Annotated in this window: 18 protein-coding genes; 12 read left to right on the plus strand and 6 right to left on the minus strand. The window is 64.5% G+C overall.

Going from position 1 to position 20,735, the window contains the following annotated elements; genetic code table 11:
* Nucleotides 1-1,143, plus strand: a 1,143-nt coding sequence (priA, locus tag EG19_RS13545; protein ID WP_161685279.1) for a replication restart helicase PriA, incomplete at its 5' end; no start/stop codon positions are given.
* 26 nt (nt 1,144-1,169) lie between these two features.
* On the opposite strand, the gene EG19_RS01650 is transcribed toward priA, so the two are convergent.
* Nucleotides 1,170-1,916 (minus strand): PIG-L deacetylase family protein, encoded by a 747-nt coding sequence (locus tag EG19_RS01650; RefSeq protein ID WP_053334753.1) that lies wholly within the window; start codon nt 1,914-1,916, stop codon nt 1,170-1,172.
* 62 nt (nt 1,917-1,978) lie between these two features.
* Here EG19_RS01650 and EG19_RS12175 point away from each other — a divergent pair, with 62 nt between their 5' ends.
* A complete protein-coding gene (locus EG19_RS12175; protein ID WP_081799835.1) occupies nt 1,979-3,805 on the plus strand; it encodes a DegV family protein in 1,827 nt (608 codons plus the stop codon).
* Nucleotides 3,806-3,814: 9 nt separating this feature from the next.
* Here EG19_RS12175 and EG19_RS01660 read toward each other — a convergent pair whose 3' ends face one another.
* Entirely contained in the window at nt 3,815-4,678 is an 864-nt protein-coding gene (locus EG19_RS01660; RefSeq protein WP_038046693.1) for an alpha/beta fold hydrolase, read from the minus strand.
* A gap of 62 nt (nt 4,679-4,740) precedes the next feature.
* Between EG19_RS01660 and EG19_RS01665 the strand changes: the two genes are divergently transcribed.
* Together EG19_RS01665 and lhgO are read left to right on the plus strand one after the other, a co-directional pair.
* Nucleotides 4,741-5,091, plus strand: a complete 351-nt coding sequence (locus tag EG19_RS01665) for a thiol-disulfide oxidoreductase DCC family protein (RefSeq protein WP_038046695.1) — start codon at nt 4,741-4,743, stop codon at nt 5,089-5,091.
* 35 nt (nt 5,092-5,126) lie between these two features.
* Nucleotides 5,127-6,332 (plus strand): L-2-hydroxyglutarate oxidase, encoded by a 1,206-nt coding sequence (gene lhgO, locus EG19_RS01670; RefSeq protein ID WP_081799837.1) that lies wholly within the window; start codon nt 5,127-5,129, stop codon nt 6,330-6,332.
* 4 nt (nt 6,333-6,336) lie between these two features.
* On the opposite strand, the gene EG19_RS12180 is transcribed toward lhgO, so the two are convergent.
* Nucleotides 6,337-7,521, minus strand: coding sequence for an alanyl-tRNA editing protein (locus EG19_RS12180; RefSeq protein ID WP_152543847.1), 1,185 nt, complete (start codon nt 7,519-7,521; stop codon nt 6,337-6,339).
* Between the two features lie 136 nt (nt 7,522-7,657).
* Between EG19_RS12180 and EG19_RS01680 the strand changes: the two genes are divergently transcribed.
* Together EG19_RS01680 and EG19_RS01685 are read left to right on the plus strand one after the other, a co-directional pair.
* Nucleotides 7,658-8,806: a DUF5666 domain-containing protein gene (locus tag EG19_RS01680; RefSeq protein ID WP_152543848.1), complete on the plus strand. Its 1,149-nt coding sequence runs from the start codon at nt 7,658-7,660 to the stop codon at nt 8,804-8,806.
* A gap of 139 nt (nt 8,807-8,945) precedes the next feature.
* Entirely contained in the window at nt 8,946-10,157 is a 1,212-nt protein-coding gene (locus EG19_RS01685) for an AZOBR_p60025 family cell surface glycopolymer formation protein (RefSeq protein WP_038046699.1), read from the plus strand.
* 88 nt (nt 10,158-10,245) lie between these two features.
* On the opposite strand, the gene EG19_RS01690 is transcribed toward EG19_RS01685, so the two are convergent.
* A complete protein-coding gene (locus EG19_RS01690) occupies nt 10,246-10,554 on the minus strand; it encodes a GYD domain-containing protein (RefSeq protein WP_038046701.1) in 309 nt (102 codons plus the stop codon).
* A 66-nt stretch (nt 10,555-10,620) separates the two neighbouring features.
* On the opposite strand from EG19_RS01690, the gene EG19_RS01695 reads away from it, so the two are divergent.
* From EG19_RS01695 to EG19_RS01720, 6 genes are read left to right on the plus strand one after another with little or no spacing between them, the layout of a single operon-like run.
* Nucleotides 10,621-11,019 (plus strand): hypothetical protein, encoded by a 399-nt coding sequence (locus tag EG19_RS01695; protein WP_038046703.1) that lies wholly within the window; start codon nt 10,621-10,623, stop codon nt 11,017-11,019.
* A complete protein-coding gene (locus EG19_RS12185; RefSeq protein ID WP_081799838.1) occupies nt 11,016-12,503 on the plus strand; it encodes a serine/threonine-protein kinase in 1,488 nt (495 codons plus the stop codon). The genes EG19_RS01695 and EG19_RS12185 overlap by 4 nt, the downstream gene beginning before the upstream one ends.
* 32 nt (nt 12,504-12,535) lie before the next feature.
* Nucleotides 12,536-13,381 carry a prohibitin family protein gene (locus EG19_RS01705; RefSeq protein WP_053334757.1) on the plus strand — a complete coding sequence of 282 codons (846 nt, stop codon included), beginning with the start codon at nt 12,536-12,538 and terminating at the stop codon, nt 13,379-13,381.
* Nucleotides 13,382-13,393: 12 nt separating this feature from the next.
* Nucleotides 13,394-13,960: a hypothetical protein gene (locus EG19_RS01710; protein ID WP_152543849.1), complete on the plus strand. Its 567-nt coding sequence runs from the start codon at nt 13,394-13,396 to the stop codon at nt 13,958-13,960.
* 33 nt (nt 13,961-13,993) lie between these two features.
* On the plus strand, nt 13,994-15,076 hold the full coding sequence (locus EG19_RS01715; RefSeq protein WP_053334758.1) for an SAM-dependent methyltransferase: 1,083 nt from the start codon (nt 13,994-13,996) through the stop codon (nt 15,074-15,076).
* Entirely contained in the window at nt 15,034-17,544 is a 2,511-nt protein-coding gene (locus EG19_RS01720) for a VWA domain-containing protein (RefSeq protein ID WP_152543850.1), read from the plus strand. The genes EG19_RS01715 and EG19_RS01720 overlap by 43 nt, the downstream gene beginning before the upstream one ends.
* A 25-nt stretch (nt 17,545-17,569) precedes the next feature.
* Here the strand turns inward: EG19_RS01720 and EG19_RS01725 are convergent, their stop codons facing one another.
* Complete coding sequence (locus EG19_RS01725; RefSeq protein WP_038046709.1) at nt 17,570-18,706, minus strand: HD-GYP domain-containing protein; 1,137 nt, start codon at nt 18,704-18,706, stop codon at nt 17,570-17,572.
* A partial coding sequence (locus tag EG19_RS01730; protein ID WP_152543851.1) for a HEAT repeat domain-containing protein occupies nt 18,703-20,735 on the minus strand: 2,033 nt, incomplete at its 5' end. The genes EG19_RS01725 and EG19_RS01730, both read right to left, overlap by 4 nt.

The raw sequence follows: 20,735 nt of genomic DNA on the forward strand, positions 1-20,735 counted from the left end.
GTGCTTTTGGCTTCCGCCACCCCAGCTCTGGAAACCGTATGGCTGGCCCAGCAGGGGAAGGTCACGCTTTTGGAGCTTCCCGAGCGGGTGAGCGGCGACCGTCTGCCCCAGGTGGAGGTGGTGGACCTGGCCAAGGCCCCGCCCGAGCCCGGGGAGCACGGCCGGCGCTGGTTTTCCCCTCGGCTTTTGGAGCTTTTGCAGGCGACGCTTGAGCGCGGGGAGCAGGCCATCCTCCTGGTGAACCGGCGGGGTTGGGCTCCGGTGTTGCTCTGTCGCGATTGCGGGCACACCATGCCCTGCCGGGACTGCGCCATCCCCCTCACCCTGCACCGGCGCCCTGGGAAGCTGGTGTGTCACTACTGCGGCTATACGGTGGAGCCACCCACGGCGTGCCCTCGCTGCGGCGGTGGGCTGCTGGAGGACGTGGGGGCCGGCACCGAAAAAATTGCCGCAAAGCTCGCCGAGCGCTTCCCCCAGGCGGTGGTTGGCATCCTTGACCGGGACACCGCCCGCACCCCCGCCCAGCTCATGGCCACCTTGGAGCGCTTTGCCCGCGGCGACATTCAGGTGCTCGTGGGCACGCAAATGGTCTCCAAGGGGCATCACTTCCCCAGGGTGACCCTTACCGCCGTCATTAACGCCGACAACCTTTTGGGCTTTCCCGACTTCCGAGGTGCCGAGCGGACCTTTCAGCTTTTGACCCAGGTGGCCGGCCGGGCCGGGCGGGGCGACAGACCCGGGTTGGTGGTGTTTCAAACCTACCATCCCGACCATTACGCCATTGCCGCTGCCGCTCAACACGACGTCAAGCGCTTCGTGGAGGGGGAGCTGGCCTACCGCAGGGCCTTTCGGTACCCCCCGTTTTACCGCCTGGCGTTGGTGCGCTTTGAGTCCACCCGAGAGGTGGCCGCCATCAAAGCGGCGGAGCAAGCGGCAAGAAACGTCCCGCGGGCGGCCGGTCTGCACCTCCTGGGGCCCACCTCAGCCCCCATCCCCCGCCTGCGGGGACGCTACCGCGTGCACTTCCTGCTCTTGGCCAGCCGTCGGCAGCTGCTGCGGCAGGCTCTCACGGCGGTCACCGGCAGCAAACTACCAGCGGGGGTGCGGCGCATTGTGGATGTGGACCCCTTAAGCACGGTGTGAAAGGTCGTCCCAAAAGCGGCCGCCTTCTATTCCTCGGGTTCGCCTGGGGAGGAAAACTGGGCGGCCAGGAGGTCCACGGTGCGGGGCCCCAGGCGAATGACCCGGAAGCTCTCGGCGGCCTCCAAGCCTTGCGGGCGACCTGCTTCTTCCGCCAGCCGGCAAAACACCACCTGCGCCTTTTCCAGCGGGAACTGGGAAGCATGGCAGGCCAGCAGGGCCATCTTTTGCTCGAAGACGGGGGCAATGTCGAAAAAGCGGTTGGGCTCGTCGGTGCCGGCAAGCCAGAGCTCCTCCGGCACGTGGGGGGCAAACCCCGCCGCGGCCAGCTCCGGAAAGATGCCCGCTTTTTTCACCGCCGGATAGAGGGCCTCCACGGCCGCCTGCCCTACCGCCCGGTGGTCGGGGTGGTTGATGTAGGCCCCGTGCCGAAACCAAACGGTAGGGTCGTGGGTGAGCACGATGTGGGGCCGCACCTGACGGATAACCCGCACCAGATCTTTGCGCAGCTCCAAGGTTGGCTGGACCATGCCGTCTTCGTAACCCAGCCAGATTACCTCGGCGCCCAGCATGGCTGCCGCCCGGGTTTGTTCCTCCCGCCGCCGGGCGATCACCCGCTCTTTGGGGTCGCTGTCATCGTGGGTGCCTTTGTCGCCGTCGGTGACGATGCAAAGGTAAACCTTAGCCCCTTTGCTGACCATGGTGACCAATGTGCCACCAGCAAGGGCTTCAGCGTCATCGGGATGAGCAAATACCGTCAAAATTCGCGTTTCCATGTTGGGTATACTAGCAATTGGGTTTGCTTGCTGTTGGGCGCGAGCTAACCCAGGGGGCATGCATGGCACGGCCTACGGTTTTGGTGGTGGACCCGGAGACGCACCGCCGACAAGAACTAACGCAAGGGCTTGCGAGTTTCGGTTACGAAGTGGTGGCGGCTGGCGACGAGGCGGAGGGGCGGAAGTTCGCCCTCGGGCTTGGGCCTCAGGTGGTTGTTGCTGATGCCAAGCTGGGTGGCTTTGGCGACGCCACGATTTTGGGGGAGTTTGCAGCCGAGAGCAAACCGCTGCTCATCCTTCTGGTGGAGACCGAAGCGGCAGCGGAAGAGGTTCCCGAAGAAGCGTACGCAGTCCCCACCCAGGGCCTCACCACCAAAGCGCTGCTGCGGAAGCTGCGCACGGTGCTGGTGGGGAAAGAAGTGGGCCTGAAGGCCGACGAGCGGTTGGAGAGCCTGCTGGGCGACGAAAGCGCCCTGGCATTTTTCGACCTTTTGCCGCTGCTCCAGCGATCGGTGGTCACCGGGCGGGTGCTTTTTGCCGGCGGCGAAGTGGCGCTGGAGGGCGGTGAGGTAATTGCCGCGCGATTGGGACCAGCTCGGGGGGTGAAGGCCTTTGCCCGCTTAGGCAGGGTGGGGCACGGGACCTACCGGGTGCTTTTGGGCTTGCCCGGGGCGGAGCGGGAAATCCGCGAGGACCTTTTGACCCTCATGGCCACGGCCATTGAGGACCAGCACACGTTTAACGAGCTGGTGAGCCAGTTTCCCGGGTTGGAGGCACGGGTCCAGGTGGTGATGGGTCCCGGGTTTTTTGCCACCCAGTTCACCACTGCGCAGCAACAGATTCTGGGGGCCTCGCAAGACTCTCCGTCCTTGCGGGAGCTTCTGGATCGCGTACCGCTGTTGGACGGTCAGGTGCTGGCCGAGCTGGTTCGACTCAAGGAACTGGGCTTTGTGGCCTTTGCCGAGCCTGAGCTTAAAGTGCGGGTGGTCACTGACTCCACCTCCGATTTGCCCCCGGAAGTGGCAGCTCAGCACCACATCCAGGTGGTTCCCGTGACGGTGTTCCTGGGCGAGGAGATCCACAAGGACGGGGTGGACATTACGCCCCGGGAGTTTTACCGGCGGCTGGCCAGCGAAAAGGACCTCCACCCCCGCACCAATCCCCCAACTCCCGGGGAGTTCTTGACCGCCTACCGGCAGGTCGTAGAAAAAAGCGATGTGGTTTCCGTGCACATTTCCGAGAAGATGTCGCAAACTGTAGTGCATGCCCGGCAGGCGATCACCGAAAACCGCGACAAGCTCGAAGCCCTAGCGGCCAACCGCGGCCTTCTACAGGTGGAGGTGGTGGATTCCCGCGCTGTGAGCGCGGCCTTGGGGACCCTGGCGGTTTTTGCGGCGCGCATGGCCTTCCGGGGTTTGGCCCCGGCGGAAATTCGCAAGCGCCTGGAGGACATGCGCGAGCGCATGCACATGATCTTCGTGGTGGACACCCTGGAGTACCTGGCCCGCGGCGGACGGATTGGCAAGGCCCGGGCGCTTTTGGGGCAAATGCTGGGCATCAAGCCTATCCTTACCGTTGCCGATGGGGAGGTGGCCCCATTGGACAAGGTGCGTGGGGGCCGGGCGGCGCACCCGCGGGTCATCGAGCTATTCAAGAAGCGGGTGGACGCGGCGCAACCGGTGGTGGTGGCCATCGCCCACGCTCAGGCCCCAGTGTGGGCCGATCGGCTGAAGAACCTCATTCAGGATAACTTCAAAGTTTCCGAGCTGTTGGAATGCGAAATTGGCCCCACCGTAGGCACCCATGTGGGGCCCGGGACGGTGGGAGCGGTGATGTTCCAACCGCGTCCCGACGAGCAGCCCCTCATTGCTCCGCTGCCCACCTCGTAAGCGGGGTCGTTACTGAAGCCAGGCAGCCAGGCGCGGCCAAAAGAGCCGCCGGCACTCGGGGTGGGTGACGAGGCTGACGTGGCCTGGCCTTATCGGGCAACCATCATCTTCGCCCACCACCCAGAACTCCTTGCTTTCAGCCGGAATCATCTGCCAGAGCCTTTGGCAGAGCGGGGGTGGGGACCACAACCAGTCCCCGGCACCGGCAACCAGCAAGACGGGAAACGACAAGCTCGGCAGATGAGAAAGCACCGAAACTCCTCCGCGGGTGACCCATGCCCCGTTGAGGTTCCACTGTAGCCATTGGGCCATGATGCCCCCATCTTCGTCCTCGGGCCCAAAGCGCAAAAAGCGAGCGGGGAAGCGCCCCAGTCGGTGGCAGAGAAAAACGGCAAAGCGGGCGGTGAAGCGTCGGTAGCTTCGAAGCGAGGGGTACGGAGTGGCCAAGATGGCAAGCTTTGCCACCTTTTCCGCCAAGCGAGGCATAAGCGCCAGCGCGGTGAGCGCTGCTGCTCCTGCCGCCGAGTGGGTGACGATCCGCAGCGGATCTCCTCTGGATGCCACCTCCAGCGCTGCGGGGATATCGTGCACCGCCCAATCCTCGAAGCACCACCGGGCTCCCGGCGGTTTGCGCTGGGATTGGCCGTGACCGCGAAAGTCCAGGACGTAAGCGCAGAAACCTTGCTCGGCCAGGAAACGAGCAAATCCCACCCCCCGGGTGCCCAGCCAAAAGGTGTGGTTGGAGAAAGCACCGGTCAAAAGCAGCACCGCCGGAGCATCAGGATCTCCCCAGCGGTGAAGGGCTAGTTGCACGCCGTCCTTGGTGGTGGTGGAAAGAGACGTGCCGGTGACACCCGGGGTTGTTTTCACCATACCCGGAAACTTTAACGGTGCGAAGCGGGAAGGTGAAGGGTTAGCCGGTTGTTATCCCATACGTGAGGTACTCCGCAGAGGAGCAGGCAAGCTCGTGGCAGGTGGTTTTCGACGGCAGCTGTACCCTGTGCCGGGTAAGCTCCCAGTTTCTGGCCAAAAAGCTGGCCGGGTTACCGGTGGTGTTTGTGGACGGGCACGCTGCCGGGTTGTCCGCCCGGGAGTTCACAGAAATGAGGGTGTGCACCCCCGAAGGCGAGGAGCTTCGGGGCTTTCCCGCGGTGGTGAGGCTTTTGGCCCTCCGTGGGCGCTGGCCCTGGCTGTGGAAGGCTTTGCTGAGGCCTCCGTTCTTGACCATTGGCAACTGGGGCTACCGGCTGGTGGCGAGGTTCCGGCACCGCTTGTTTTCCCGCTAACCCCCTGGGTTTGTGAATCGAGGTACAATCCCACCGTGACCAGGGAAGGCGATGCACTGGTGGTGGTGGGTGCGGGGATCGTGGGGCTGGCGACCGCCTACCATCTGGCCCGCAGCTCCGCCCTGCCCGTAATTGTGGCGGAAGCGGAAGGCAGGGTAGCGCGCCATCAAACCGGGCACAACTCGGGGGTCATCCACTCGGGTCTCTACTACCGTCCCGGATCCTTAAAGGCCCAGCTGTGCCGGAAGGGCAGGGAAGAGCTGCTGGCCTTTTGCCAATCTCACGGTATCCCGTTTGAGCTTTGCGGCAAGCTGGTGGTAGCCACCCGGGAGGAACAAATCCCGGCCCTGGAGGAGCTGGCCCGGCGGGGGGAAGCCAACGGTTTGGAGGCCTTGCGCTGGGTGGAGGGAGCGGAGATCCCCAGGTACGAACCTGCCGCTCGGGGTGTGGCGGCCCTTTGGGTGGGGGACACGGGGATTGTGGATTTCCGCCAGGTGGCCGAGGTCCTGGCCCGGGAGGTGCAGCAGGCTGGTGGCGAGCTGCGCCTGGGCTTCCGGGTGCGGCAGCTGGCGTCCACCGGCCGGGGCTGGCGGCTGAACGGCCCGGGTGGCGCCATGGAGGCCCGTGGGGTGGTGGTGTGTGCCGGTCTCCACGCCGACCGCTTGGCCCGGCAGGTGGGGGTGGGTGGTGGGATCAGGATCGTGCCTTTTCGCGGTGAGTACTGGGAATTGGCCGCCCACCGCCGGCATTTGGTGCGCAACTTGATTTACCCGGTTCCCGACCCCCGCTTTCCTTTCCTGGGCGTGCACTTTACCCGCCGCCTGGACGGCCGCGTGGAAGCCGGCCCCAACGCGGTGTTGGCCTTTGCCCGGGAAGGCTACCGCTTCTCGCAGGTTTCGCTGCGAGATCTGGCCGAAACCCTGACGTTTCCGGGCTTTTGGCGACTGGCCCGACGCTACTGGCGCACGGGATTAGCCGAAATGCGGCGCTCCCTTTCCAAGGCTTGCTTTTGTCGAGCGCTGCAAGAGCTGGTCCCGGAAATTCGTGAGGAGGACCTGGAGGGGCGCGGCTCAGGGGTGAGGGCCCAGGCTTTGGACCGGCAGGGCCAGCTGCTGGATGACTTTGCCTTTGGGGAGGCCCCCCGGGGGCTTTTCGTGCTCAACGCCCCTTCCCCCGCCGCCACCGCGGCCCTGGCCATTGGCAGGGTCATTGGTGACAAGGCCCTGGAGCTGGTGGCCTAGCGGTTTAGCGGCTCATGGCCTCGGCGAGCTTTTCTTTCACCTGTTCTCGTTGGGCCAGGTGGGCGGCTTTCCCCTGGTAAATGCTGCCGGAGCCGCCCCCCCTGCCGGCCAGCTCGCTGGCAACCAGCTCCCCGAGTTGCTTGATGTCCGGACGGTTGGCAGCCAGCAGGAAGTACCCGTGGCCTTCCTTACCAGCGGTGGCCAGCAGAACGCCCTGGGGTTGGGCCTCCAGGAAAGCCCGGGCCAGCCGCTGCAGGAAGGTCAGCTCCGCATCTTCCCGGTGAAAGACCACCACCCTCTCGGAGCTGGTGGCCAGCTTTTCCCCTAAGAGGACCGCCAGCTCTTCCTGCGTGCGGCGCAGCTGCCTTGCCAGCTCCGCAAGCTCAGCCAGCTTGGCCTCGGCCACCGTCGCCAGCTCCTGGTCGCCAGCGCCCAGCAGCTTGCGCAGGGCAGCGTTGCGGGCCTCGTGGGCGTGCAGCCGGCGACGCAAGCGGTTCCCGGCCACAAAGTAAACGCGGGTTCCACCGCGCATGGGTTCGGTAGCCACCAGCGCAAGAGCTTCGATTTCCGCGGTATTTGCCAGGTGTGTGCCGCCGCAGGTGGCCACGTCCACCCCTTCGATTTCCACCAAGCGCACCTTGCCCCGGTGGCCCTCCGGCAAACCCCGGCTGCGGAGCTTGGGGAGGTTCGCCACCTCCTCCGGCTCCAGGTAGTGGACGCGAACCGCTCGGGCGGCACGGATTTCCCCGGCCACCCAGGCTTCCAGCTCGGCGAGCTGGGGCGGGCTCAAGGAAGGAACATCCAGCTCCACATCGCAAAGCTCGGCTCCCAAATGAAACGCCGTGGTTTTCCAGCCAAAGCGGTCTTCGGCAATGGCCGAAAGGAGGTGCTGGCCGGTGTGCTGCTGCATATGGTCGTAGCGCCGCTGCCAGTCCAGCTCCAGCGTGACCTCACCCGAGGGGGGCTCCCCTTGCAGGTAGTGGCGAATCCCCTGGGGACCCTTTTGCACATCCACCACAGGAACGCCGGCCACCGTGCCGCGATCCGCCGGCTGACCACCCCCTTCGGGGTAAAAGATGGTGTCTGCCAGCTCGATCCACACACCCCGATCATCGCGCCCGCTGGCGATCACTCGGGTTTGCAGCCGGGATAGGTAAGGATCACGGTAAAAAGCGGGAACCTGTTCCATGCTGGGCATCTTAGCGCAGGGCGTCATGGCTCGAAGCGTAGGGTTTCCACCGCTTTTGAGTGGCGAATCCCACCGGTGTGACCCAGCTCACTGCCGCCGGAGGGTAAGGGGCTTAGGTTGGTACGTGGAGGCAGCCATGAATCTCGTCGCCAGCTTTTCAGGGTATCGGCCAGTTCGGCGGACGTACGGTCGCCACTGGCCCTTTATTGCCGTCATGGTGCTTTTCCTGTTGAGCCTGGCCATCGGTGCCTTGGCCCACAACCACCCGCAGCGGGAGGGCAAGCTGGTGGGAAAGGTGGAAGCCCTTCCCCCTGACGGGCTGGTGGGGGACTGGACGGTGGCAGGGGTGGTGGTGCACGTGACCGCCGAAACCGAAATTGACCAGGAACACGGACAGGTGCAAGTGGGCGGCGTGGTGAAAATTGAGGGTACTTTCCGCACCGATGGTTCTCTGGACGCCAAGGAAGTGGAGGTCCTGGCCAACCCGGGACCGGTGACGCCGCCGGCGGACAGCAAGGTCTTTGGGGTCGTTAAGCTCCAGCCCACCGCCGCTGCTCCCGTGGAGGCGGAAGGGGTCGCTCTCATCCGGGTATTTAAGCTCGGTGACACCGTGGTCCGCGAGGACTTCAAGGTAGGCGTGGAGCACCTCTTGCCGGAGCACATGTACGACGTCTTCGTGGATGGCGTGCACGCCGGAGCCATTTCCACCGATGGAGAAGGGGAAGGGCATCTCTTCCTTTCCACCGCGTCCCTGCCGGGGGCGGAGCCGTTGCCGCCCGAACTTTCGCCGCTGTTGGACCGGCAACAAGTGGAGGTGCGCGACGGCAGCACCGTGATCCTTACCGGGAACTTTGCCGATGCTCGCTGGGACGGCGGCGGCCATCCCCAGCGCGAATACCTGGCGGTAGCCCCCCTGGCCTCCTCCGAAGGCGTGGTGATGGGCCTGGGGGTTGCGGAAATCAAGGAAAGCAAGCAAACGCTGAAGTTGGCCGCGTTTTTCCTGCCAGCCACGGCGCCGGTGACGGTGGTGGTGGACGAGCAGGAGCTAGGAACCGTGCAGACCCAGGCCAATGGGTACATCCATGTGATCTTCTCCACCCAGCCGGAGGATGACCAGTTGCCGCTTCCCGAGGCGTCCTTGCCGGTGTCTTCCTGGCAAAAGCTGGAGCTGCGTGATGCTTCGGGCGAAGTGTTGCTTTCGGGTGAGTTTATGCCCACGGCGCGTCCCGGCACCGCCACCGCCCCTGGCCAAGTGCGGCGGTACTTGGGGAGGCCTCACCGTTAAGCCTCATCCCTCCTCGCCTTGACCCCGGCTCTGCCGGGGTTTTTCTTTTTGGGGTGGTGACTTCACGCCCGGTGCGTTCGAGAAGCGGTTTGGCTTTCAAACTTACCCCTATACTCCCGCCGTGGAGCAAGGGTAGCGGATGCGCTGGCTTGAGAAGGCTGTGGCGGCAGGGACAAAAAAACAGGTGCTGGCGTTTTTGGCCGTGGCGATGCTGGTGTTTTGGGGTGTTGTGGGCCACACCCTGGCGGTTGTGAAATACGCTGGCGATTGGCGCGGCTTTTTCCGCCTGGGAAGCGGGTTTTACCACCCTGCGGTGATGCAGGACGTTCCCCGGGATAGCCCCTGGGGTTACGATGGGCAGTTTTACGCCGCGTTAGCTGCCGACCCGTGGCTTTGTAATCCCGAAACCCAAAAGGCTTTGGATAACCCCTCCTACCGCGCCCAGCGCATGCTTTTGCCCGCTTTGGCTTGGGTTTTGGCTTTGGGCAACGGTCATGCAGCACTTTGGTGGTATTTAGCCTTGGTTTGGCTTTTGGCGCTTGGCTCTGTGCTGATCGTGGCTTGGTGGCTTATGCGCACCGGTGTCCCGGTTCTTTGGGCCCTGCCGCTTCCGGTAACGGCGGGTTTAGTTACCTCGCTTACCCGGGCCACCCCGGACGGTGCAGCGGTGACGCTGTTGCTGGGTGCTCTCCTGGCTTTGGAGTGGCGAAAATGGGGTTGGGGTGGCGCTTTTCTTGCTGCCGCCGTGCTGGCCCGGGAGACCACGCTGCTGCTGGTGCCGGCGGTGGTGTGGTGGCAGTGGCGGGAACAACACCTGCGGCGGGGTGTTTTGCTTGTCATTCCCGCCCTGGTAGCGTTTTTCGGCTGGCGGGTGTACCTGCACTTGCAGGTGGGTTCCGCCTTCTCCACGAAAGATCTGGCCAACTTTGGGTTTCCGCTGGCCTGGCTTCCCTGGAAGATCCGCCAGGTGTTTGCCGCTGCCGATATCAACGGGGTGGAGGTCCTGGGTCTCGTGGCTCTGCTGGCTACCGTGGGTTCTCTGGCTTTCGCGGTCCATCCCGGCATGGGCCTGTGGGAGCTAGCCTACCTGGCCTTTGGGCTCTTGGGGTTGGTTTTGGGTCCCAGCGTCATCACCGAGGCGTACGCGTACTCCCGGGTGCTGCTGGTCTTGTCGTTTCTGGCGGTGGTACTGGCCGTAAAAGCCCAGTTGGTTTGGAGGAAGACCGCGCTTTTTGCCGTGCCGGTTCTTTGGGGGCTGTTGGGCCTGGTGCTGGTTCGTGGCGAAATGATCCCCCACGGGGGTGTCATTCCCGTCTTCAAAGCTCTTCTCATCCATCTTGCCCGGCTTTAGGGCAGTACTTGCCTTTGAAGGGCCAAGCTTCGGCGAAAGCCCAGGCCTTTTTTCCTCCTCAAGCTGCTGCTTGCCAGCGGGCCGCAGCTCAAGCGCCCTTGCTTACTTCTTCCAGCACCGAGAGGAAGCGGTCGTAGGGGAGGGCTTGCCAGCTTTCGGCGGAAACCGCCCCACCGGCCCGGGAAATGAGGGAAACCTTGTGGGCGGTTTCGGCGTCGGGGGCTTCGTAAATGTCCATGAAATCGTAAGGGCCGAGGATTGCGTAGTGAGCCAGGAACTTCACGCCAGGGCATAAGCTCTTGACCTTTTGCAGCCACTCTTTCCCCATGGCCCGGCGGGCCTGGGCACTTTGGCTGGACTCGGGTGCGAGCTTGGTCAGCAGAATGAAAATCGGCATAGGCACCTCCTTTTTCTCTTTTTTCAATGTAGGCCTTGACCGCGGGCTCGTCGAGGTGGGTTTGTTATGCTTAAGGCACCCAAGTTGCTTTGGGAGGAGCCAGGAGCCATGCCCAGGTACTGCGAACAATGCGATACCTACTTCGGTGACAGCTTTGCGGTTTGTCCGCTCTGTGGCGGGGAGCTTCCCTTGGCAACCACGCTTCAGGAGGAAACATGGGTGGTGGTGGGAACCGCCCGCAACCCCGCTGATGCCGAGATTTTGGGAGGGCTCTTGGCCGCCCGGGAAATTCCCCATGTGGTCGCTAACCGCGGCGTGAGCCAGTACCCCGCACCCGATGCGGGGATGGAGCTTTACCTGCTGCTGGTTCCCGACAGCTTCGCCGCGGCGGTCCAGGAGCTGCAGGCGGCCGCGGAACGGGGTGAGCTTTCGGTGACGGATAAGGACCTGGAGGAGGAAGCATGAGCACACCGATGCGCTTGGGGAGGTACCAAATCCTGGGGGAAATTGGCCGCGGGGCCATGGGGGTGGTGTACCGGGGGTGGGACCCGCAGCTGGAGCGGCCGGTGGCCATCAAGGCCATCCGCGCCGACACCGTCAGCGGGGGAACGGAAGAGGAAATCGTCGCCCGTTTTTTGAGGGAAGCCAAGCTGGCCGCCCGCATCGTGCATCCCGGTGTGGTCACAGTGTACGACGCCGGTGAGGAGCAAGGGCAGCTCTACCAGGTCATGGAGCTGGTGGAAGGGGAATCGCTGGCGGCGCGGCTGCGCCGGGGAGATTTTCCTACCCAGCGGGAGGCCCTGGAATTGGCGGCGCAGGTGGCCGAAGCGTTGGGAGCCGCCCATCAAGCCGGCGTGGTGCACCGGGATGTGAAGCCGGCCAACATCCTCATTGGCAGGGACGGCAGGGTCAAGGTCAGTGACTTTGGCGTGGCCAAAGCGGTGGGGGAAGCCACCGGCCTGACCCGCACCGGCACCACCGTGGGCAGCCCCGCTTACATGTCCCCGGAGCAGGTGCGGGGTGAGCACGTGGACGCCCGCTCCGATTTGTTTTCCCTGGGCGTGATCCTGTACGAGATGCTGCTGCGCAAAAGGCCCTTTCCCGCGGAAACCCTCACCACCCTGGTTTACCAGATCCTCAACACGGATCCCTTTGCCGACCCCCAGGCTTTTGGCTCCCTGTCCCCGGAGCTGGTGGCGTTTCTCAAACGGTGTTTGGCTAAGGACCCGGCGCAGCGAGTTCCTGACGCCACCACCTTTGCCGCACAAGCCCGCGCGCTGGCGCAAAAGGGGGAAGTGGAAAGCACGCTGTCCACCTTCCCCACCATGCCCCTGGCGACCGTTCAGACCGGGCGCCCGGAAGCCCCGCCGGTGGCTGAGCCAAAAAAGCGGAAAGCGGTTCTTTGGCTCGCGGTGGCGGCGGGGGTGGTGCTTTTAGGTTTGCTTCTGCTCCTGGGTCGGCGCTCGAGCCCGCCCCCGGCCACCGTGCTTCTGGCGGACGCCACGCCCGTGCCCCAGGAACCCTTAGCCGCCGGGACCCCCCAGGTCCCTGCCGTGCTCCCCAGTCCTACGCCCACCGTGGCACCGACGGCAACCCCACTTCCCACGCCCACGCCGCTCCCGGTGGTGCCGGCGGTGGAACCCACAGGTCTGCCCACCCCAACACCCACGCCACCGCCGCCAGTGGTCAAGACCTACTACGGCCGGCATGGGGCGGTGTTCAACGTGGACCCGGAAGATGCGCTGGTGGAAATCGAAGGAAAAGCCATCGGCATTGCCGACGATTGGGACGGCAAGGGGGGCGGCAAGGTCTACGTTTTTCCCGGTCCGGGAACCTACTACGCCAGGCTCTCGTTGAAAGGCCACAGAACGGTATGGGTGGCCATTGTGATATCGCCCAATGCCAAAGATGAAAACGCGGACGTGGACTGGGAGCTGGAGGAGCTTTAAAAAACGCGGCCGTGAGGCCACGGAGGTCGGTCATGGAGCTTAAAGAAAAGGTTCCGTCGCTTTTTTCCGGGAGCAGGGAGAAAAACGTCACCCGGCTGGTGATCGTTCTCGGCCTGGTGGTGCTGGGGGCGGTTTTTGCCAACCCCATTACGGTGGTTCCCGCCGGACACGTTGGGGTGAAGGACTTTTTTGGAATTGTTTCGCCCACCGTTTTGCCACCGGGCGTGCGCTTGGTTTTGCCGTTCACCCGGGTGGTGAAGATGTCGGTTCGTACCCAGGAGATCAAGGAAGTAGCGGAAGTGCCATCCAAGGAAGGGCTCATCATGAATCTGGAGGTGAGCTTGCTTTTCCGCTTGGACGCCACCCGGGCACCCGACGTTTACAAGACCATTGGCCCTAACTACCCGGAGATCGTGGTGGAACCGCAGTTCCGCTCGGCCATCCGGGAAATCACCGCTTCCTACGAGGCCAAAGCCCTGTACTCGGCTGAGCGGGAGCGCATCGCCCAGGAGATCTTCCAACTCTTCCGCAAACTTACCGCCGACCGCGGGGTGGTGGGGGAACAGGTGCTCTTGCGCAAGATCGGGCTGCCGCCGGTGGTGGCCAACGCCATTCAGGAAAAGCTGCGCCGGGAGCAGGAGGCGGAGCAAATGAAGTTCGTGCTCCAAAAGGAGCAGCAAGAGGCCGAGCGCAAGCGCATTGAAGCGCAGGGGATTGCCGATTTCCAGCGCATCGTTTCCCAGGGCATTTCCCAGCAGCTTTTGGAGTGGAAGGGCATCGAGGCTACGGAAAAGCTAGCTGCCAGCCCAAACGCCAAGATCGTGATCATTGGCAACCCCAAGACCGGTTTGCCAGTGGTCCTGAGCACCGAGAAATAAAAACAAAAAACCATGCTCGCACCGCCGATTCTGGAACGGGTGATTTTGGGTGAGTGTTTGGCGCCCGCCCTAAAGCCGGCCCGCTACGTGTTCCGGGATCCTGTGGGCAAGGTGCTTTACCACGTGGAGCAAAGCTCAGGTTTTACACCGTTGAGCTACACCAAGCTGCGGGGGGTAATGTCCCTGGAGCTGGAGTGGAGCGATGGCGTTGGTCGCACAAACCTTCGCTTTGTTCGCTCCCCGGGGTGGTGGAAAAACCGTTGGGAGCTCCGTGGTGTGGTGGGCCGCGAGCTCTGGAGCTTCGTTCCCAGCTCCCTTTGGGGAACGTCGTGGACGCTCACCAACGCCCAAACGGGAGCGGTGGTCATGGCCCGGGTGGCCAACCCGCTGATCGTGGGGCCGCAGAAGGCAGAAATTGCTACCCTCCACAACCAAACCCTGGCGCGATTACGCTGGAGCGACTACTCCTTTCGGCTGGGCTGTCACTCTCAGGCCCGCATCGAACTGGCCGAAGACTCCTGGGAGCTCGCCGCTTTGGGTTTGGCTGTAATCCGCTGGGCGGCCATGCAGCAACGCTAGGAGCGGGGCCTTTCCTGGCAGTAAACTCGAGCCATGGCGAACGAGCGGTGGATCCTTGCTCCCGGCCAGCGGGTGACCTTTGCCCGTTTCATGGAGCTAGCGCTGTACCACCCCCGGTATGGCTACTACGCCCGGCCCCGGGGTAGCTACCCGGCGGGGCCTGAGGGCGACTTCGTCACCGCTCCCACAGCACACCCGCTCTTTGCCGCGTTGTGGGCGAAGATCTTGGCTTCCTTGCGGGAGCGGCGGGGTCAGCCGCTCACCTTTGCGGACCTGGGGGCAGGGGATGGGCGCTTTTTGCGGAACCTGGCCGGTTTTCTCGACGCCCAAACGGTTGCGAGGCTGATGGCGGTGGAGGTTTCGCCGGCGGGCCGTGAGGCGATGGCTGCCAGCCTGCCGCAGGTGGAGCTGGCTGCCTCCTTGGCGGAAATGTCGCCGTCTGAGGGTCCCTGCCTTATCTTTGCCAGCGAGCTTTATGATGCGTTGCCCTGTCATCTGCTAGGGGGGACCGAAGGCGGGCTTTGCGAGCTTTACGTGGAGGCTTCAGAGGATGGCACGCTGCGCCTGGTCGCCGATAACCCCTCCACGCCGGAGCTTTCGGCTTACCTTGCCGCTTATGGCATTACCCTGGAAGCCGGTCAGCGGGCTGAGGTTCGTCTGGAAGCCCGGAGGTTTCACCAGCAGGTTTTGGCCTGGGCGGGAAGCGATGCGGTGGTTTTCGTGCTGGATTACGGCTACCCCGCCAGGTCTCTCTACAACCCTCGGGCCCGGCGGGGGGGAAGCCTTACCGGGTACCGGCAGCACCGTGTGGTGACTGACCTGCTGTCGCACCCCGGGGAGGTGGACATCACCGCCCACGTTAACTGGGACGACCTGTTGGCGGCTGGGAACGACTTGGGTTTTGGTGCAAGGCCCGTAGAGCCTTTAGGGCTTTTCTTGACGCGCTGGGGGATCCTGGAGCTGGCCGGTGCAGGCGGGAAGGAAACCTCGCTACCCTGGGAGGTGCGGCTGCTGGTGCACCCGGCGGGCATGGGCAGTGACTTGAAAGTGTTGGTACAGGGCAAGGGGGCGCTATGGGAGTGCTGGCAGGAACTGGACGGGCAAAAACGGCCATAAAGCTGGGGATAGCAGCGACGGGCCTTTTGCTTTCGGCCCTGGTGCTGGCCTCCCAACGCGCGCAATTTAAGGCGCTGCCCGAGCGCTGGCAGCGGTGGTTGGAGGAGGAGGTCTACCCTCTCATTTCCGACGAGCAAAAGAAGGCCTTTCTGCAGCTCACAACCGATGCCCAACGGGAGGAGTTTGTCAACCGCCTGTGGCAAATTTGGGGGGAGCAGGTGGGTTTGGGCGCCAGCTTCCGGCGCATCTACGAGGACCGCCTGTTAACCTGCCGGCAGGAGTTTGGCAACACCACCGAAGACCGGGCCAGGATCCTGCTGCTGCACGGCGCTCCCACCGCCCGTTTGCCGGTGGATTGTCCCGAGGTTTTTTACCCCCTGGAGTTTTGGCGCTACGCCTACATTCCGGGGATAGGGCAGGGCGTGACGCTGCTGTTTTACAAGCCTTACGGCTTGGGCCGCTTCCGCATGTGGGACCCCTTTGAAACCCGCTGGGTCCTGTACACCCCCAACGCGCAACAAGCCTTGCGCCGGCCCACCATGAGCCGGCTGGAGCGCCCGGAGTTCCGCTGTGGCAACGTGGATGAGCTCCTCAACCTCCTGGCTTCCGCCGAGTACTGGCTTTCCGACCCCGGGGTGCGGCAGCGGTTGGAGCACCTGGTGGTGGAAAGCGCACGGTTGGGGAAGGAGTCGGCGGAACAGAGGTTTTTGGCCTTCTCCACGCTGTTGCCCAAGGATGCCGAGCCCCTGGAGTTTTCCCCGCGGGCCGAGGTGGTGGGGAGGAGGGGTTCCAAAGGCCTGGTGCGCTTTTCCTGCGAGGTGCCGCGCGCTGGCTTGACCACCACCCAAGTGGGGGAAGCAGAGGTGGTGCAGCTGGACGTGGTGGGGGAGGTGGCCCGGGGTGGGGAAATGGCGGACCGCTTCCGTTACGCCTTCACCTTCCCTGCCGATTCGCAAATCCTGCCGCTGGTGGTGGAGCGGGAGCTGCGGGTGGGCGATTACGTGCTGCGGCTGAGGGTGGCCGACGCCCACGGCAGGCGGGCCGGGGTGGTGGAGCTTCCCTTTGCCGTGCGCTTGCCCGAGGAGTCCGGTCAAACCGTGGCCACAGAAACCCAGGCGCGCTCCCCCCAGGAAAAGCTGCTGACGCTTGTGGGGCCACAAGGCGAGGGGGTTTTCGGAGTTCAGCGCTTTACCGCGTTGGTGGATGCCAGCATTGCCAAGGTGGAGTTCCTCCTGGATGGCAAGTCGGTGCTGATCAAAAACCGCCCTCCCTTTGAAGTGGAGCTGGACTTGGGACCGCTGCCGCGCCTGGCCACGGTCACCGCCGTGGGCTACGACCTCAAGGACAGGGAAGTGGACCGCGCCGAGGTGGTGCTGAACGTGGGGCGGGAGCGGTTTTTTGTGCGGCTGAGCCCCATCACCAAAGCTGACCAGCGCCCGGAGGGACTTGCGGTCAGCGCCTCGGTTAACGTGCCCTCCGACCAGAAACTGGAGCGGGTGGAGCTTTACTTCAACGACCAGCACCTGGCAACCCTGTACAGCGCACCGTTTTCCGCGGTGCTGCCGGTGCGGTTGGGCAAGGAGCTGGGTTACGTGCGGGCGCTGGCGGTGCTTGCTGATGGCAGTCAAGCGGAAGACGTGCAGCTGGTCAACGCACCACAGTTCATCTCCACCGTGCGGGTGCAGGCGGTGGAGCTGCCGGTGCTGGTGCTGGATCGCTCGGGAAAGCCTGTGGAAGGCTTGAAAAAGGAGGACTTTGAGGTCCTGGATGAAGGCGTACCCCAGGAAATCCTCCACTTTTCCCGGGAGCAAGACCTGCCCATTCGGGTAGGGTTGGCCATTGATACCTCAGGCTCCATGGAAAACACGCTTCCCGAAGTGCAAAAGGTGGTGCTGGGGTTTGTCAAGAACCTCCTGCGCCCCAAGGACCGGGCGTTTGTCATTGCCTTTTCCGATCGGCCGGCGCTTTTAGCGCCCTTTACCGCCGACTTTGGCAGCCTGGAACGGGCGCTGGTGACCTTGCGGGCCGAACGCGAGACCGCCCTTTGGGACGCGGTGATTTACGGCGTTTTCCAGTTTTCCGGCGTGCGTGGACGGAAAGCCCTGGTGGTGCTCACCGACGGCGAGGACACCGCCTCCCGCGCTCCCTTTGAGCGGGCCCTGGATTTTGCCCAGCGCAGCGGGGTCACGGTGTACACCATTGCCATTGGGGTGCCTTTGACCGCGGTGAAGGCCCGTTCCCAGCTTTCACGCCTGGCGAAGGCTACGGGCGGGGAGGCGTTTTTCTTGCCCGTGCCGCCGAACCTGGGGCCGGTGTACAGCCAGATCGAGCGGGAGCTGCGCAGCCAGTACCTTCTGGCTTACAGCTCGGCCACTGATGCTCCCGCCGGCACCTTCCGGCAGGTGACTGTCAAGGTAAAGAAGCCCGGTCTTACCGTGCGCACGTCGGCGGGCTATTTTGTGGAGTAGCAATGTGCCTCGATCATCGGGGCGTTCAAGAAGCGTTGCCCAGCACCAGCTCCTGCAGCGCCTTCACCATGCCGGGGTCGTAAATCGTACCGGCCCTCTCGGCCAGGAAAGCCACTGAGGATTCGCGGGTGGTGAGGCCGCGGTACCCCCGGGCCGTCACCAGCACCGAAAACGCCTCCGCCACGCTCACCAACCGCGCCGCGGGGTGAGGGCGGCGGGGACGGGAGAGGCGGGGGTAACCGGTGCCGTTGTAGTGGAGGTGGTGCTCAAAGGCCACGATGGCGGCTAATGGCGTGAGGTGTGGCACCTTCAGCAAAGCGGTGGCGCCCTCCATGGGATGATCCAGCACCAGCTCCAGCTCTGGCCCGGAAAGGGAAAGCTCCCGCACCCGCACTTCTTCCGGCGTGAAGAGCTTGCCCACGTCGTGGAGAAGGGCAGCCACGCCAATGTCGGCCACTGGCCCGCGGGAAAGCCCCGCCAGCCTGGCCATGCCCATGGCCAGCGCCGCGGTGTTGTGGGCGTGTACCGCCGGCCAGCGCTCTTCCCCCTCCCAGGGGGCCATGTGATCCATGGGCTGGGGGTTGTCCTCCAGCAGCTCCCAAATGGACTCGGTGATGCGGGTGAGATCCCCCACGGCCAGCGAACCCGTGGCGGCAAAATCCACGAACACCTGGGCTAAAAGCGTGATGCGGTCGCGGACCGCCGGGAGGTGCCCGCGACCCGCGCGCCCGTGCTCGCGGTCCGGGCCACCCAATGCTTCCTCTGCCAGCTCCACCTTGCCCACCACAATGTGGGGTTGGGAGTGAACGGGGGTTTCATCGCCGGCGGCTAGCTCTTCCAGGAACGTCTTCAGCTCTGCTTCCCCTACACCCGAGCGGAAGCTCACGTGCTCCACACCCCGCCGCGTGAGCCGTCGGAGAACCGCGGCAGCGTGGCGGCTGGCGCGGGTGAAGGGGCGTTCCTCCACGAAAAGCTCTTCCCCCAGCACCACCAGGTCCAGCGTGGGTTGGGAAGCCAGCAGCTCGTCCAGCAGGGCCTTGAGGGAGCGCAGGCTTTCCTGTGCCCGGGGGTGGGACGAACCGTAAAGGGCTACGGCGGTCAGGCCGCTGGCCAGCTCCCCCAGCACCGAAAGAACCAGCTCTTCCCAGCGTTCGGGGTTCACCCTTCCTCCTCTTCCCGGGTGGTCGCCAGGCTCTTCCCCTGTCGCACCGCATCGGCAAGTTCGTGGTCCCTGCCGGTGGCCAGCGCTTGCGCCACACGTTGGGCTTCTGCGCCTTCCAGCTGGGCAATGGCCATGGCCGCTTCCCGCCGCAACGGGGCAAGGGCAAACGGGTAACGCCACTGCTTGAGCTCCAGGATTTCCTGAAGCACCGGCAAAGCTCGGGGGTCCCGCAAGCGGCCGAGAGCGCGGATGAGGTCAAAGGTGAGGGGCTCCCTAAGCTTCATGCCCATTTGCGCGCGAAGCCGCTCCACCAGAGCCCGGACCACCGCGGGGTGGGGGATGCGGGAGGCCACACCCAGGGCCGCCCGGGCCCTTTCCTCGTCTTCGCTTTCCAGTTCCCGTCGCAAAAGCGGGAGCCACTCGGGGTCCTCCAGGGCCACCAGGGTTTTGAGGATTTCCGCAGCCACCTGAGGCCGGGCCTGGGGGAGGAGGCGTTTGATGGCCGGAAGGATGGCCTTGTCTTGCAGCTTCCGCAGGCAAAACACGGCGTTGCGCACCACGTACCACCGGTCATCCTCCAGCAGCGGCCGCAGGTAAGGAACCGCACGGTTGCCGTAACGGAGCACCACCTCGAGAAGCCTTTTGCGTACCGCCAGACGCTCCTCAGCAGCTAGCGCCTCGAGGATGGAGGGCAGCGCCCTTTCACCCAGGCCGGCGAGGATGGCGGTGAGGGTGGGGTGGTGCTGGCGGTCGCTGGTGCCCAGGGCGGCCACCACCGCCTCCACCGCCTGCTGCATGGCTTTTTCTTGCAACTGCGGGTTGCGGGAGGCCCCCACCAGCGGGGCTACCCGCTGGGCCGTGGGGTAATCGCCCATGGCCACCGCCCCCACGAAGACCTCCACCAGGCGGGCAGCGGCGGCTTCACCGGCCGGGGCCCCCGGCCACAGGGTGAGCATCTCGCCCAGGACCCGCACGAAGTGGGCCTCCACTTCGGTTTCGGCGCAGGACGCCGAAAGCTCCCGAACCCACGGCATTCCCGACCAGTCCACCGCGATTTTTCCCCGGACTTCCGGAAGCACCTGGGGGGGTTCCTCGCCGGGGACCGGAAGGCGGGGAAGGAGCTGGCGCGCGCGCTTGACGATCTCCACGGGCACGTCCATTTCCGTAACGCTTTCCGGCGAGGCCATTTGGGCCAAAAGGCGCTGGATGGCGGGGGGAACCGGTTCGTCGTGGAGTAGCAAGAACTCCACGCCATCCAGCAGCACTTCCAGGGCCAGGATCGGGTCCCGGGTGCCCACCAGGTCAGCCAGTTTGGGCTGGCGGAGGAAGGCAGCTACCGCCATGCTCCGGCGTTCAGGTTCCAGGAGGCGGCAGAGGTCGGCAAGAAAGAGGCGAAGCTCGGAAACCAAAAGCGGCCGCTGGGCCTGGGGCGAACCTTCCAGGGCCTCGGCCACCGAACGGAACAGGTACTCAAAGACGGGACCGGGGTCGGGGAGGCTGTTAGCCAGCTCCACCACCGAGCCGGCATCGAGAAGCCCCTCCTTGAGTTTTCCCGGCCACGCAAAGGCCCAATCCCGGGCCAGCACCTTGGCCAACTGCGGCCACGCCAGGCGGGAACCGTCTTTGCTCGAAATTTCCTCTTCGGTCACCACCTGCACCCCGGAGAGGTCCAAGGGGAACAGCTGCACACCAGGAAAATCCGCGGCCGCCGCCAAAAGCATCTGCCGGTCCGCTTCCCGGGGGTTATCCCCCAGGCTCGCCAGGTACTGGGTGAGGGCCAGCAAGCCCTGCTCAGCTTCGGGAAAGCTCATCTGCACCACCGCCAAGCCCAGCTGAAAGAGCAGCTGCACCAAACGCCGGCCGGGGGCTTCGGCGGGTGGAACAACCTCATGTTCCCCCCAAAAAACCCGGTCGGGGTTAAGCACCAAACGCACCAGGGGCTCATCGGGCAGCGCCCGAATGTCCCGCTGCAGCCGACCCTTGAGCGGTTCCAGGCCGGGATGGCCCGGCGGGTACAGGCGCAACGCCC

This window comes from Thermoanaerobaculum aquaticum (assembly GCF_000687145.1).
GTDB lineage: Bacteria > Acidobacteriota > Thermoanaerobaculia > Thermoanaerobaculales > Thermoanaerobaculaceae > Thermoanaerobaculum > Thermoanaerobaculum aquaticum.

What these genes read in the sequence shown, in the direction of transcription:
- EG19_RS01680 (WP_152543848.1), top strand. Translation starts at nt 7,658, where the DNA reads ATGAATCTCGTCGCCAGCTTTTCAGGGTATCGGCCAGTTCGGCGGACG.
- EG19_RS01720 (WP_152543850.1), top strand. Translation starts at nt 15,034, where the DNA reads ATGGGAGTGCTGGCAGGAACTGGACGGGCAAAAACGGCCATAAAGCTG.
- EG19_RS12185 (WP_081799838.1), top strand. Translation starts at nt 11,016, where the DNA reads ATGAGCACACCGATGCGCTTGGGGAGGTACCAAATCCTGGGGGAAATT.
- EG19_RS01685 (WP_038046699.1), top strand. Translation starts at nt 8,946, where the DNA reads ATGCGCTGGCTTGAGAAGGCTGTGGCGGCAGGGACAAAAAAACAGGTG.
- EG19_RS01705 (WP_053334757.1), top strand. Translation starts at nt 12,536, where the DNA reads ATGGAGCTTAAAGAAAAGGTTCCGTCGCTTTTTTCCGGGAGCAGGGAG.
- EG19_RS01650 (WP_053334753.1), bottom strand. Translation starts at nt 1,916, where the DNA reads ATGGAAACGCGAATTTTGACGGTATTTGCTCATCCCGATGACGCTGAA.
- EG19_RS01715 (WP_053334758.1), top strand. Translation starts at nt 13,994, where the DNA reads ATGGCGAACGAGCGGTGGATCCTTGCTCCCGGCCAGCGGGTGACCTTT.
- EG19_RS12180 (WP_152543847.1), bottom strand. Translation starts at nt 7,521, where the DNA reads ATGGAACAGGTTCCCGCTTTTTACCGTGATCCTTACCTATCCCGGCTG.
- EG19_RS01710 (WP_152543849.1), top strand. Translation starts at nt 13,394, where the DNA reads ATGCTCGCACCGCCGATTCTGGAACGGGTGATTTTGGGTGAGTGTTTG.
- EG19_RS01695 (WP_038046703.1), top strand. Translation starts at nt 10,621, where the DNA reads ATGCTTAAGGCACCCAAGTTGCTTTGGGAGGAGCCAGGAGCCATGCCC.
- EG19_RS01660 (WP_038046693.1), bottom strand. Translation starts at nt 4,678, where the DNA reads ATGGTGAAAACAACCCCGGGTGTCACCGGCACGTCTCTTTCCACCACC.
- EG19_RS12175 (WP_081799835.1), top strand. Translation starts at nt 1,979, where the DNA reads ATGGCACGGCCTACGGTTTTGGTGGTGGACCCGGAGACGCACCGCCGA.
- EG19_RS01690 (WP_038046701.1), bottom strand. Translation starts at nt 10,554, where the DNA reads ATGCCGATTTTCATTCTGCTGACCAAGCTCGCACCCGAGTCCAGCCAA.